Here is a 14546-nt window from a genome sequence, read left to right on the forward strand (position 1 = left end):
ATTATCCATAATATTAAGTTATCGTTTATTCGTTTTTTCTGGTACTCTAACCAATCTGTTCTATTTTTCCCAAAATTATTTCATTAGCTGTAATTATCCCTAAAAGGATAAGTTCTCATAAAAAAATATTGAGTTTTATTAATCAATATATACAAATATATACATAAATAATAAAATACAAACTATCGTTTTAATAATAATCTTTCATTTTATCGAAAAAAACACCTCACTTAAACAACCACACCTTAAATCATAAAACACAGTCTTTCACCGGAATTGTTCTTGATTCAGGGTAAAGTATTTCCCTTTTATCCGGAGCAGTTCCTCGTGTGTGCCCCGTTCGACAATCTGCCCATGTTCAAGTACCAGGATGATATCGGCATTACGAATAGTAGAAAGACGGTGAGCGATAATCAGACTGGTACGGCCCTGCATCAACTGGTCCAAACCCTTTTGGATCAATATTTCACTCCGGGTATCGATATTGCTGGTTGCTTCATCCAGCAGTAAAATAGCAGGATCGGCAACAGCCGCCCGGGCGATATTCAGCAATTGCCGCTGTCCCTGACTTAAATTGGCACCGTCATTCTCAAGTAAAGTATCATATCCGTGGGGCAAACGCTTGATAAACGAATGGGCCGCCGTCAACTTAGCCGCTGCTACGACTTCTTCATCCGTAGCCTCCAACCGGCCGAAACGGATATTCTCACGCACCGTATCGGTAAACAAATGGGTATCCTGCAAAACAATAGCCATCGCTTTACGTAAACTCCTTCTCCGTACCGTACGGATTTCCTCCCCGTCTATCCGGATTTCTCCTGACCGGATATCAAAGAAACGAGGCAACATATTGAGAATCGTCGTCTTCCCGGCGCCGGTTGCTCCCACCAGAGCAATCTTCCGCCCAGCCGGAACCTCGAAAGAAATGCCTTTCAGGATCATCTTTTCCGGACGGTAACCAAACCATACCCCTTTCATCATCACTTCGCCTTTCACCCCTTCCAACTCCACCGCTTCCGGCAAATCCGGAGTTTCCGGTTTTTCATCGATTACCTCAAAAATCCGTTCTGCTCCCGCCAATGCTGCCTGAATACTATTATAAAGACTTGCCAACTCATTGACAGGCCGGCCGAACTGCCGCGAATATTGGAGGAATGCCGCTAATCCTCCCACATCAAAACCCCGGAATATGGCCAGCAAAGCCCCGGCAATGGTAACCAATACATAATTCAGGGTACCGAGATTCTGCATCACAGGCATCATCAACCCCGAATAAAACTGCGCTTTCAACGACTTGGTATTCAAATCCTGATTCAGGTCGCCAAAATCTTCCTCCGCCTTCTGTTCATGCCCGAATACCTTAACTACCTTCTGCCCGCTGATCATCTCCTCAATATAACCGTTGACATTCCCCAACGACTCCTGCTGTGCCTTAAAATATTTCCGGCTCTTCCGGACAATACCCCGGGCACCCAAAAACATCAAAGGTACAGTCACCAATGTAACTAATGTCAGTATCGGACTGATCACCAACATCAGACAAAAAATACCCACTACCGTCAAAACACTCGACAGCATATCCGACAAACTGTCGGTCAGGGCATCACTGATACGGTCCATATCATTCGTAAAGCGACTCATCAGGTCGCCATGCTGATGCATATCGAAATAACCTACCGGCAAATGCTCCATCTTCCGGAACAAATCCGCCCGCATCCGGGCCACTGTCTGCTGTCCGATCTTATTCAGCAACCGATACTCCACATACACCGCAACAATCCCCACCAGGTATATGACCACAAGTATCCCCAACATCCTTACCAAACCGGCAAAATCTCCGGGCAGAATATATTCGTTGATGATCGGCCGCAGCAAATAAGATCCTCCCAGATTAGCGGCTATGCTAACTACAATCAGGACACCGATTACGACAAGCAACATCCGGTCGCACACCAGATAAGCCGCCAACCGGATCAGAGTCCGTTTCCCGGCCCTGGGCCTCGCCTGATATTTCAAATGATCTCCGTGTGCCATAACTAATCCGGAATTTGTTGTGAACTGTAAATCTCCTGATACACTCTGGACGTGGCCAGCAATTCCTCAGGCGTACCGATCGTCTCTACCTCACCGTCTTCAAGCACGATCACCCGGTCGGCCGACTGCATCGTATTGATTCGCTGGGTAATAATCAAAACTGTCGTATCCTTCAACATCCGGTTCAGATTTTCACGTATCCGGAGTTCCGTCTCCGAATCCACGGCACTCGTACTATCGTCCAGAATCAATATCTTCGGTTTCCGCAACAAAGCCCGGGCAATACAAATCCGTTGCTTCTGTCCGCCGGACAAATTAATACCTCCGCGCCCCAACAGCGTATCGTATCTTTCACCCAACCCCATAATAAAATCATGTACCTGTGCCACACGGCAGGCCTCTTCCGCTTCTTCCAGGGAAGCATCCGGCTTGCCCCACCTCAGATTTTCCAATATCGTCCCGGTAAATAGCTCGTTCTTTTGCAACACCATCCCGATACAGGCGTGTAGCTCACGCAGGTTATACGCCTTCACCGGAATCCCGTCAATCCGGATCTCCCCGGCAGTCACGTCGTACAAACGGGGGATCAGCTGTACCATAGAACTTTTGGCCGATCCGGTAGCACCGACAAGAGCAATGGTCTCCGCAGGTCTGATATGAAAACTGATGTCTCTCAACACATCATTTTCTCCGTCCCCATATCGGAAACCGACATGCTCGAACCTGATATCCCCTTGCTCTATTTTATACCGGCTTGTCAGTCCTTCAGGCGTATCGGCAAGAGAAGGCGTGGTATCCAATACCTCCCTGATCCGCCGGGACGATGCCGAAGCCCGGGCCGTCGTCATAATAAACATCGATAACAACATCAGCGACATCAGCACCTGCGCCAGATAATTCACAAATGAAATCAGTTCCCCGATCTGCAACTCTCCCTCCATCACCTTATATCCCCCAACCCACAATATAGCGATCACTGACAGATTCATCACCAATTGCATCACGGGAAAAACGGTTACAATAATATCCGAAGCCCGGACAACCGTATCCTTCAATTCTTCGCTGCTCCGGGTAAACTTCCGGGTTTCGAAATCCTCCCGCACAAACGATTTTACCACCCGGATATTGATCAGATTTTCACGGACCACACCGTTCAGTTGATCGATTTTCTGCTGTACCTTCAGGAAATAAGGAAATCCCTTTTTCAGAATCACAAAAACGGCGATTCCCAGCACCGGAATAGCTGCCACCAGAATAAGCGCCAATTGTGCATTGATCCGGATGACAAAAAACACCGCCATCACCAGCATAAACGGCGAGCGAAGCATCATCCGCATAGACATCAGCACCACCTGCTGAATCCGTGCAATATCATTGGTGAGCCGCGTAATTAAAGAAGACGTACCGAAACGGTCCAGATCAAAGAAAGACAACTGCTGGATTTTCCCGAACAAAGCTGTCCGCAAATCAGTACCGAAACCGATCGAGGTCCGGGAAGCCACCCATACATTCGCCACACTGAAAGCCAATCCGAGTAACGAAATCAACACCATATAAGTACCCTTCTCCGCAATCAGCGAAAGATCGCGTTTCATCACCCCCTGATCGATAATCTCGGCCATATACATCGGCTGCACGGTCTCACACCACACCGTAACCAACACCAGCAAAGGACAAACCGCCAGGCTGCCCCTGTACTTGCGCAGTATATGCCAATACCTATACATAATTCCCGCTTATCTTCATAAAACCCATAAAGCTGTAACGAAAATAACAAAATTTATGTTGTGTTTAGCATATAAGTACAAAACTTTTGAATTTAAAACAAGTAAACTTTTCATTTCCAAAATCACAACTAAACCGATCCGCTTGTCATGATCCCATAATAACAATCAACATCTTCAACATCATTTTACAGTTTTCGGATAAAATGTCATTATATCTGTATCCCTATGTTACAAACAAATAAATTCAACACATCGTTCTGACATCGAATAAACAGACACCGCAACTTACAGGATCAGCACCAAGGCTTCGAAAGGACGGAGCCGGATCTCTTTGCCCAAGGGAGGACAGTCATTGTAATTATCCAGCAGGGCTTCTGCCCTGGTCAGACAGATACCCGGGCGACAACTTGCCTCCCGGCAGGAAAAATTCAATATAACCAGGAATTTACGTTCTCCTCCGTCCCGGATATAGGCGAACACCTTGGGGTTCTTCCGGTCGACCGGCTTCCAGGTACCAAAAATCAGTTCGGGATTTGCTTTCCGGAAAGCAATCATCTTCCGGAAATAATTTAACACCGAATCCGGATTTTTTTCCTCCACCGCAACATTCACCTTCCTGTAGCCGGCATTGACCTTCAGCCATGGTGTTACAGATGAGAAACCGGCATTCGGCGTATCGTCCCATTGCATAGGGGTACGGGCATTATCCCGGGAAATTTGCTTTTGCTGTTCCATAAATTCCGTCATATCCTTACGGTGTTTCCTGAACGACTTATACTGGTTCAGTACGGCAACATCCCTGTAGTCCCCGATATGATTAAATCCGGCATTCACCATCCCGATCTCATCCCCGGCATACCAATAGGGAGTTCCCCGCATTGTCAGTAAAAAAATGATCAGCATCCGGGCCGACACCTCCCGGAATTCGGGTAAATCGCTCCCGAAACGGGAAATCATACGCGGCTGATCGTGATTTCCCATATATATCGCAGGCCAACCGTTCCCCACGGCCTTATCCCAATCCCCGAACATCTTTTTTAAAGCCAGCAAACTATAGGGTATACCGGAATCCGGAGTATCCGGGACGGTATTATTTCGGACCTCTGACGGCCCGAACCCATACAGCATATCCAACTCCTGCCGTTCCGGTTCGACAAAGCCGGCAACATCCCTATACCCCAATGCCGAACCTTCCCCGACAGTCATGATATCGTATTTGCTCAACACTTCCGTATACATTTCATGCAGGTAATCGTGTAAATGCGGTCCGTGGGCATAATAAGAAAACACATCGGGATACTTCCGCCTATCAATGGGCGGGAATGCCGTATCTTTTGCAATCAGCGGAATTGAATCCATCCGGAAACCGTCGATACCTTTATCCAGCCAGAAACGCATCATATCGTAAATAGCATGCCTAACCCCGGGATTCTCCCAGTTCAGGTCAGGCTGCTTCCGGGAAAAATAATGCAAATACCAGGAACGTGTACGGGGATTATAACGCCAGGCATTCTCTTCAAAATAACTGGGACGATAAGCCGGACGCCCTTTTTCCAAAGGCCACCAATGGTAATATTCATAATGGGGATTTTCGCGGGACTTCCGGGCTTCCACAAACCACGGATGTTCGTCACTCGTATGATTGACCACCAGATCAAGCACCAGCTTCATCCCGCAGTTATGTACTTCCCTCAGCAATTCGTCAAAATCCTCCATTGTCCCGCACTCCTTCATAATTGCACGATAATCACTGATATCATATCCGTTATCGTCGTTCGGAGAAGCATAAATGGGACTCAGCCAGATAACATCCACCCCAAGACTGCGTATATAACCCAACCGGGAAATAATTCCCCGGAGATCGCCGATCCCGTCCCCGTTGCTATCCATAAAACTCCGGGGATAAATCTGATATACGACGACCTCTTTCCACCAATCCGTCCGCTTTTTTGCCTGCTTCATAACTCCCTGTTTTTTATCTGTATATTCATTACCGTTTTACCCATACCGCCAGCTTTCCGCCCGACACCGGAAATGTCCCTTCCCCCTTTTCATCAATCATGACCTCTTCCTTCCGGTTGCCGGTGATCTCATACCAGTACTCGCCCCGATGATGTTGGCCGACAGCCATCGTTTTATGCCCGTCTTCTCCGTTGGAAATGAGCAAAGCCAAACCGGATCCCGGATGCTCGGTGTCTCCAGTCCGTGTAAAACCGACCGTATTCGGATGATCAAAATAATTATGTTGTTCTCCGAAAGCGTATCTACGGCGGGCATCCAACAAAATATCAAGAATCAGCCGATGCGGGGATTTCTTGCCTTTCACCCCGTAATAATCCCCGTAAAAAATACAGGGGTACCCCTCTTTCATCAGTAATATCAAACCATAAGCCATCGGCTTAAACCAATCCTTCACCTGAGATTCCAGTGAACTGTTTTTCTGTGAGTCATGATTATCCACAAAAGTAACGGCCAGATCCGGATGATCGGCCACCAATGTACCTTCGATCAGTGTACTCAGATCAAAATCACGTCCCTTTTGTGAGGCCTGAAACATATGGTAATGCAGAGGTACATCGAATAAATCGACCTGGTATTCCACCTGAGCCAGATATTCATCCAGCGACTCCTTATCATTCTTCCAATATTCACCCACGGCATAAAAACGATCCCCCCGTTCTGCCCTTACCGCTTCCAGAAAATGTTTGATAAACTGGTCGTTGATATGTTTGATGGCATCCAGACGCATCCCGTCCAGATTCAGTTCCCGGGATACCCAAACACCCCAGTTTTTCATTTCCCCGACCACTTCCGGATGATCGAAATCAAGATCGGCGAACATCAGAAAATCGTAATTCCCGTTTTCACCGTCCACTCCTCCGTTCCATGCCTTGCCTTCCCCGACAACCTGAAATATCCCTTCTTTACCGGTTGATGCGTCGCAATCCACCCCGGAAAAATGATACCAGTGCCATTTGAAAGCCGAATACTTATCCCCGCGTCCCGGGAAATTAAAACCCGTCCACCCTTCAATCTCGTAAGGATCGCTTTCCGCATCCTCCCGCTGTTCCGGATTGACTTCCCGGGCCAGAAACTTCTCCGTATAATCCGCCCCGGCTTTGTGGTTCATGACTGCGTCCAGATACACACTGACCTGATACCGGTGAAGTTCCGCTATCATCTCTTTCAATTCCTGCACCGTACCGTACTTCGTACGTACCGTTCCCTTCTGGTCGAATTCGCCCAAATCGTACAAATCATACGTTCCATACCCCTCGTCTTCCTGCTTCAACCCCTTATAGGCTGGCGGTATCCAAACAGAAGTCACACCGATTTCATGCAAATGGGCAGCATCCGCCTTCAGTTCCTTCCATAAATTCCCGTTATTCGGCATATTCCATTCGAAATATTGCATCATCACTCCATTCTTCATATTCTTTGTATTTATTCAAATAAAACGGGCAAAAAAACAATAGGGTTACAATCACCCGGCAATTCTTCAAAAAAACCGGAACCAAAACAAAAAAAGAAATTCCAGCCCCGGGAAACCGACCGGTATCTTCACGCAGAACCCGGCGAATGCTCAATATCACCGGAAATATTATATCTTTGCATACCTGCACTTCCGGACAAGGCAGTCAACCAATCATAAAAAATACATCAATTATGGCAGACGATAAAAAAATCATCTTTTCCATGGTGGGAGTCAGCAAAACATTCCCTCCTCAAAAACAAGTATTAAAGAACATATACCTTTCTTTTTTCTACGGAGCTAAAATCGGTATTATCGGATTGAACGGTTCCGGTAAATCAACCCTGTTGAAAATCATTGCCGGCATCGAAAAAGATTACCTGGGAGAAGTCGTTTTCTCTCCGGGTTATTCCGTTGGATATCTGGAACAGGATCCGCAACTGGCTTCCGGCAAAACGGTCAAGGAAATCGTACAGGAAGGCGTACAAGACATCGTCGACACACTGAAAGAATTTGAAGAAGTAAATGAGAAATTCGGCGACCCGGATGTACTCGATAATCCGGAAAAAATGGATGCCCTCATCAGCCGGCAGGCAGAATTGCAGGACAAGATCGATGCTGCCGACGGATGGAACCTGGACAGCCGGCTGGAACGTGCCATGGATGCACTGCGCTGTCCGCCCGAAGATCAGCTTGTAGATACCCTTTCCGGAGGAGAGCGGCGCCGGGTAGCCCTATGCCGCCTGTTACTCCGGCAACCGGATGTATTGCTGCTCGACGAACCGACCAACCATCTGGATGCGGAATCCATCGACTGGCTGGAACAACATTTGCAACAATACGCAGGCACGGTGATCTGCATCACGCACGACCGGTATTTCCTGGATCATGTTGCCGGGTGGATACTGGAACTCGACCGGGGCGAAGGAATTCCCTGGAAAGGCAATTACTCCTCCTGGCTGGATCAAAAAACCAAACGGATGGCTCAGGAAGAAAAGCAAGCCAGCAAACGCCGTAAAACACTGGAACGCGAACTGGAATGGATAAACATGGCTCCCAAAGCCCGGCAAGCCAAGGGTAAGGCCCGGTTAAACTCGTACGAAACGTTGCTGAACGAGGACCAGAAAGAGCGTGAAGCCAAACTGGAAATTTTTATTCCCAACGGCCCCCGGTTAGGAAACAAGGTGATCGAAGCGCAACACGTTGCAAAAGCATTCGGCACCAAACTGTTGTTCGACGACCTGAATTTCATACTTCCGCCCAACGGCATCGTAGGTGTGATCGGTCCGAACGGAGCCGGAAAAACCACCCTGTTCAAAATGATCATGGGCATGGAAACCATCGACAAGGGCACGTTTGAAGTAGGTGAAACAGTCAGAATCGGCTATGCCGACCAGACCCACAAAGACATCGATCCGAAAAAAACCGTTTACCAGGTTATTTCCGGCGGACAGGAACTTATCCGTGTCGGAGGCAAAGAAATCAATGCGCGTGCTTACCTTTCTAAATTCAATTTCGCCGGAGCCGATCAGGAAAAGCCGTGTGGCGTACTATCCGGCGGAGAAAGAAACCGCCTCCATCTGGCACTCACCCTGAAAGCAGAAGCGAATGTATTGCTGCTCGACGAACCCACAAACGATATCGACGTAAACACCCTCCGGGCACTGGAAGAAGGATTGGAAAACTTCGCCGGATGTGCCGTCGTCGTCTCACACGACCGTTGGTTTCTGGACCGTATATGCACCCATATCCTTTCATTCGAGGGAGACTCGGATGTCGTCTTTTACGAAGGCTCGTACTCCGAATACGAAGAACACAAACGCAAATTATCCGGAAATGTCGAACCCAAGCGGGTACGCTACCGGAAACTAACTGCAGACTAACACGGCGGACGGGAACATCCCGCCGTGTCTCCCGTCCCCTTCATCCAGCATCCCCTTATCCTTTCTTTGCCCGGATATTACCGGGCCATCACTGCCGTTCACACCCATAAAATCCATCATTGCGATTTTCCCGGAGTCAGAGAGCAGCTTTCAGCATCCGCATTAAAGCAGGGCCGGCGATATCATCTGCCGGTAAAGAAAGATCATATTGGGACAGGCAACATCTTTTCCACATTTCAAAAATATCTCTCCACAAGGGATTCCTCTGAATATAATACCGTTCGACATCTTCCCGCTGTTTCGTAAAGCGATGGTACAAATCCTGAATTTGCTTTGACCCTGCAATACGTTCCGGAACAAGGGCCGCATCCACCAACTCCTGATAGCTACCCTTAACAAAATAATATAAACCGACGGTTTCATCAAACCGGAACATCAAATTTACCTGATCACGGGGAAAACCTCCCGTATATTGATCCAAAACCCCGGCACTGATCCCATTCGGATACAGCCTGTTATAGCTATATGTCAACTCTTCTCCTATCGGGATCGTCCGCCTGAAACGGGGAACAGGGTGGAGGCATCCAACCGAAAGGAGATAGGACATGTCCCTATAATCCAAACCCGAGACAGACGGAATAACACCGGCCATCGCATCGATCACTTTAACCATCAGATCGGCAGGCAGATTTTTATGAGCTTTTGCAAAACAAAAAAAAGCCAGAAAATCAACCTGCGGCTTCGTTAATTTCGGCAATAACACCAACGCCTCATCCAGACTCAATTGCCGCCGGTTTCCTTCCGTCGTTCCCAACCTTTCAAGCATGAGTTCTATAAGCCCCTCTCCCAATGTCTCATCGCCACTTTTCCCATACTCACAATAAATAGCGTGCAACGCCAACTGTATAGCAGGCTCGTTAAACCTTCTGAACAATAAACGATCCTTTTTCGACACGGACTCAATAAGCCGCCCGGCCAACTGCTCCACCCTCTCCTCAAACAATTGACGGGCCTCGCTGGCCAGTATATCCAGTTCCCGCCTTATTACCTCCGATGAAATCCGACGGACATCCTCGCCGGTCAGCCCCTGGTTAAAATCTCCGTTTACCTGAATAATTGTAGCGTTTTCTCCGGCCTTAGCTTCTTGTTTTGTCTGCATGATAATCGCCTCCGATTTGAATAATATGACTCCGGTCTCCCGTCTTTGCTTTCTGGCTGACCGTCCTCCTTTTGCCCATCCGGAATTTTACAACCCCGAATATACCACTGATAACGGCAACCGTAACAGGTACAAGCCAAACCGCATTTTCCGATAAAAAATCAACAAATCCGTCCATAATCTTCTCAAATAGAAACATTCCGATTCACAAAAATAATAAATAAGCCACAAAAACTACCCCCCGCTCCCCTACTGAATATCATAAATTACAACAAACCAAACTTTAAGCTTAAAACAAAGAAACCGGATTTAACAACAAATAAAAGCCGCCCTACACCCAATGGATAAAAAACAAAACACATTATTAAAAACATCATTTTGCTTCCGAGGTTAATAAAACATCATAATAAAAATACACTAATATCAGAAATGGATAACAAATTCGAAGAAAATACAAGCTACGGTATCGAATGGGATTTGGAATAAACAATTGTTACCTGATCTGACAATACAGAAATAACAGGCACAAGAAAACCGGAACTTTCAATAATTCCGTATCCACATACCTTTTCATCTAATAACACAAATATACTCCCTCCTTATGTTACATGTGTTTTCAACAATCTATAATTTCTGAATCAACATCCTTTAAGTAACTATATGTAATTCTTATCTAAATTCAAATATGATTTTATCTATTAAATAAATAAAATGTAATCAATAAATTTTATTACTACATTTTTTTATTTATACAAATTATTTTATATAATTGTACATAAAAATTCATTTTTAAATATATTTTTCATGAATAACAAAGATTTCATTGGAAATTATCGATATTGGCCTTTGGCATATTCATCAAATAGTTTTCAAATTCAAAAATCTGAAGAGGATTCAATTAATAATTATTGGGTTCCTATTTCAGAATTAGCAATTACAGAGAAAATATCAACACTATCTTATGTACTTTATAACGAACGTGTATATTTTTTAAAAAATAATATATCAAACACAATCTATTCACAATATTTCCCTGACGCATCTAAAAATAAAGCCAATTCTGTAAAATCATTTGTAGAGATTGCTAAAGAAAAATTTCGAAATGATACATACGAAGAATATAAATTAGAATATTCTATTTTGCAAATAGTAAGTACGAAAAGACACTTATTTGCTTTAGCTAAAGCAAAAAACGAATACTATTTTCTTAACATTTACCTAACAATCAATGGCTTTGGAGAGAAAATAGATGTCCAAGAGATCAAGTTACCTCATAAAAGTTTAAACATTGAAAATGCAGAATTAGGTATATTTACTATAAATGAATATGAATCTATTATATACTTTTTTTTAAAGGAATCAAAAGATATATATATTGGCAATTATAGAAGCTCTAAAAAGAATTTTGTCATTAGTAATAAATTAAATGATTTGACAAAACAAAAATACTCACCAGATTCATTTTGTGTCATCAAAAACTTAGACATACCAACATTAGCACTTTATGATAGCCAAACCAACACATTACATATATTAGAATATAAAGAAATAAAAAAGAAATACACTGAAATTCAAAAAATAAAGTTACCCGAAAAAATAGTTGGCATAAAATCATTTTATATTGATTCTCAAAATATTACACCTCACATATCTAGTTTCAGACTCAATCTATTACTTTTATATAATCACTCTAAATTATGGATTATTAACTATCACAATAACAATTGTACCCCTCAATTACTTATAGGCAATGGAAAAACTCATATTAGTAAACCCATGTTTTCTCCAAATTTAATTAATTGCAGATTTAATCATTTATCTAACATTTACACTATAGATAATAATTGTATAATATTTTCTGATAAGCAAAATCCCATAAAATCTTTAGAAACATATAAATTATATGAAAATCATCATCTTCCAATACCTGAAGAACAATTAAATGAAGATAAATTATATGCATTACTTCTGTACAAAACAAGAGAAATATGGATGTTACATCATAGCAAACAAATTAGCCAAAAGGATTTTAATTTATCATAATCACAATATTTCGTATTATGAATGAATTTAATCATTTACTTGCTGTAATCAAAGAGAAACTTATCGATTTTCAGCACAGTAACAAATTGACAATAGAAATTAATGAATTTCAAACTTCTCTGAGAAAAGATATTGATTGGTCAAAAATAGAAATTCCTAAACCTAATATATTAAAAGAAAGATTAAATTTATCCACCTATGGTATGTCAGAAAATACCGAAGTGATTCCTTTAGATTGGCTTGTAATAATTATTGGTAGTTATCTTATTGGGCATAAACTAAACATAAACCAAATTACTCAGGCCCTTAATGCCATTAATTATTATGGTTTCTATGGACTTTTTGAATTATTTGACGTAAAAATACAAAAAATAAAAAATAACGAAGACAGGTTCAATTACTACAAAGGCTTAGTAAAATATCTAAAAGGACAAAGCAAATTTGAAGAAGCTAATAAATGTTTTCGAGAAGTTTTAAGAATCTCTCAAAAATTAGCAAAAACTTCATATACATTTGCACTGCAATCTAAATTAGATTCTGATTATTTACAACGTGATGGACTATGCATTGAATATAGTCAAATCAGTTTCTCACGACTGTCGGATCCTCCAGACCTCAAGCAGCGTTGGGTCCAAATATGTTTAGACACCTATGCTAAGGAAATTAGAAAAATTAATCCAAAACAAAGTATAGAAATATACAATAATTTATTAAATTCAAAGAAATCAATCCATCCTCTAAGTTATCAAAGAATTTCATTCAGATCATTAGAATTGGACATTATTGATTCTATCAATAATAAAAAAATTAGAAAATTAAAAAAAAATTTAGAAAATTATGAGGAACTCCTTAGCGGACTAAATCAAAACCCTAAAGCAGAATATATTCGAAAAATCATTTTTATATCTTTATTACGTAAAGTTGATAAAAATATAGATTACTCTAAAAATAAGTGGTTAAAATATAAAATAAATAGATTAAAAGACGATGATGCTGAATTCATACTTAATAATTGTATTGAAGAAGCGCAAATTTATAAAGATAAAAAACATATGGCTTTAGCCTATCTTGAAAAGTCTTATTGGAGTAAAGGTGAAACAGAAGAAACTAAAACATTAAATGCAATAAATTCTTTGCAAAAAGGTTTATCATTATTTTCCGAAAATAAAAAAACCATCATCAATAAAATATATTCAAATATACTACAGGAACTAGCAGAATCCCATGTTAAATTAAGTAATTGGGATGAAGCATTAAAATATTATCAAAAACTTTATGAATATATTTCCTTTCTCACAGAAGCATTAAATACAGATAAAGAACATATTGATTCTTATATTCAAAAGGGGAAAAAATCTCCTTTTGCGAAAGAATTTGTCGCTTTAACCACTCAAGAAATAAAGAACATAAAATCCTCGTTATTACTAGATTACGCCAAACTAATTAATGTCTTGAACAATTATATGGATAGTATCAGTAGAATACAATCATTACGAATGTCTTTTTTTAATGAAATTGTATTGGAACAAAAACAAATTATAATGCATGATCTCAGCAATGCAACAAATAATATTGAAAGATCAATTAACAACATTGAACTATTTGTTAAAAATTTTTCTAAAAACGGGAATATCCATAATTTTATACCTACAGCCGATTTAATTGAAAATTTAAATGATGCTAAATCAGAAATTAAAAACATTAATCTCATCATTGATGAAAGTTTAAATATCAATTTTGAAAAATTAAATCAACCAGCCGAAATCACGGATCTCAATGAGATAATTAATAATTATATTACTTTAATCAGAGGGACCATTCCTAAACATATTAATGTTACCTTCACTCGGGGAAAAACAATTATAGCAAAGTTTCATTCCACTTTAACAGTTCAATTAATAAGGAATTTAATCGAAAATTCGAAAGAAGTTGGTAAACGAAATCAAATTGCCCCTATTGATATTAAAATAAGTTGTACTCAAAACCATAATAAAACATATTTAATATATAGTGACAATACAAGAGAGTTTTACAATTTTAAAGAAGTAATCAACTCTCTTAATACAAATAAAAAAGTGAAAAGTCTTAAGGATCCAACTAATGGTGGAAACGGTTTAAAAAATCTAAAACAATTCTTAGATATTTACACCCAAAAAGCTCCATGGCTACTCGAAGGTGATGATGAAAAGAAAACGTTAACAATTCCTTTAACAAACTCTATATAATAA

9 protein-coding genes are annotated in these 14546 nt (G+C 41.7%); 3 read left to right on the forward strand and 6 right to left on the reverse strand.

The window, feature by feature from the left end; translation table 11 throughout:
- Window positions 1-267 precede the first annotated feature (267 nt).
- The 4 genes from DD657_RS13160 to DD657_RS13175 form a co-directional block, all read right to left on the reverse strand.
- Window positions 268-2034, reverse strand: a complete 1767-nt coding sequence (locus DD657_RS13160) for an ABC transporter ATP-binding protein (protein ID WP_287050277.1) — start codon at window positions 2032-2034, stop codon at window positions 268-270.
- A gap of 2 nt (window positions 2035-2036) precedes the next feature.
- Window positions 2037-3761, reverse strand: a complete 1725-nt coding sequence (locus DD657_RS13165) for an ABC transporter ATP-binding protein (RefSeq protein WP_068690966.1) — start codon at window positions 3759-3761, stop codon at window positions 2037-2039.
- A 285-nt stretch (window positions 3762-4046) separates the two neighbouring features.
- Complete coding sequence (locus DD657_RS13170) at window positions 4047-5723, reverse strand: glycoside hydrolase family 13 protein (RefSeq protein WP_287050280.1); 1677 nt, start codon at window positions 5721-5723, stop codon at window positions 4047-4049.
- A 28-nt stretch (window positions 5724-5751) separates the two neighbouring features.
- Window positions 5752-7194, reverse strand: coding sequence for an alpha-amylase (locus DD657_RS13175; RefSeq protein WP_021989212.1), 1443 nt, complete (start codon window positions 7192-7194; stop codon window positions 5752-5754).
- A gap of 233 nt (window positions 7195-7427) precedes the next feature.
- Between DD657_RS13175 and ettA the strand changes: the two genes are divergently transcribed.
- Complete coding sequence (ettA, locus tag DD657_RS13180) at window positions 7428-9116, forward strand: energy-dependent translational throttle protein EttA (RefSeq protein ID WP_068692285.1); 1689 nt, start codon at window positions 7428-7430, stop codon at window positions 9114-9116.
- Window positions 9117-9252: 136 nt separating this feature from the next.
- Here ettA and DD657_RS13185 read toward each other — a convergent pair whose 3' ends face one another.
- Complete coding sequence (locus tag DD657_RS13185; protein ID WP_287050284.1) at window positions 9253-10275, reverse strand: LPO_1073/Vpar_1526 family protein; 1023 nt, start codon at window positions 10273-10275, stop codon at window positions 9253-9255.
- Complete coding sequence (locus DD657_RS13190; protein ID WP_148453324.1) at window positions 10253-10453, reverse strand: hypothetical protein; 201 nt, start codon at window positions 10451-10453, stop codon at window positions 10253-10255. The genes DD657_RS13185 and DD657_RS13190 overlap by 23 nt, the downstream gene beginning before the upstream one ends.
- Before the next feature lie 626 nt (window positions 10454-11079).
- Here DD657_RS13190 and DD657_RS13195 point away from each other — a divergent pair.
- Together DD657_RS13195 and DD657_RS13200 are read left to right on the forward strand one after the other, a co-directional pair.
- On the forward strand, window positions 11080-12318 hold the full coding sequence (locus DD657_RS13195; protein WP_068690969.1) for a hypothetical protein: 1239 nt from the start codon (window positions 11080-11082) through the stop codon (window positions 12316-12318).
- Between the two features lie 17 nt (window positions 12319-12335).
- The gene (locus DD657_RS13200) at window positions 12336-14543 is read left to right on the forward strand and encodes a HAMP domain-containing histidine kinase (protein WP_068690971.1); all 2208 of its coding nucleotides are present in this window, start codon (window positions 12336-12338) and stop codon (window positions 14541-14543) included.
- Window positions 14544-14546 lie beyond the last annotated feature (3 nt).

This window comes from Culturomica sp., assembly GCF_003524185.1.
GTDB lineage: Bacteria > Bacteroidota > Bacteroidia > Bacteroidales > Marinifilaceae > Culturomica > Culturomica massiliensis.

Bases quoted from the DNA above. Each gene is read 5' to 3' on its own strand.
- DD657_RS13165 (WP_068690966.1), bottom strand. From the start codon at position 3,761: ATGTATAGGTATTGGCATATACTGCGCAAGTACAGGGGCAGCCTGGCG.
- DD657_RS13170 (WP_287050280.1), bottom strand. From the start codon at position 5,723: ATGAAGCAGGCAAAAAAGCGGACGGATTGGTGGAAAGAGGTCGTCGTA.
- DD657_RS13175 (WP_021989212.1), bottom strand. From the start codon at position 7,194: ATGAAGAATGGAGTGATGATGCAATATTTCGAATGGAATATGCCGAAT.
- DD657_RS13185 (WP_287050284.1), bottom strand. From the start codon at position 10,275: ATGCAGACAAAACAAGAAGCTAAGGCCGGAGAAAACGCTACAATTATT.
- DD657_RS13190 (WP_148453324.1), bottom strand. From the start codon at position 10,453: ATGGACGGATTTGTTGATTTTTTATCGGAAAATGCGGTTTGGCTTGTA.
- DD657_RS13200 (WP_068690971.1), top strand. From the start codon at position 12,336: ATGAATGAATTTAATCATTTACTTGCTGTAATCAAAGAGAAACTTATC.
- ettA (WP_068692285.1), top strand. From the start codon at position 7,428: ATGGCAGACGATAAAAAAATCATCTTTTCCATGGTGGGAGTCAGCAAA.
- DD657_RS13195 (WP_068690969.1), top strand. From the start codon at position 11,080: ATGAATAACAAAGATTTCATTGGAAATTATCGATATTGGCCTTTGGCA.
- DD657_RS13160 (WP_287050277.1), bottom strand. From the start codon at position 2,034: ATGGCACACGGAGATCATTTGAAATATCAGGCGAGGCCCAGGGCCGGG.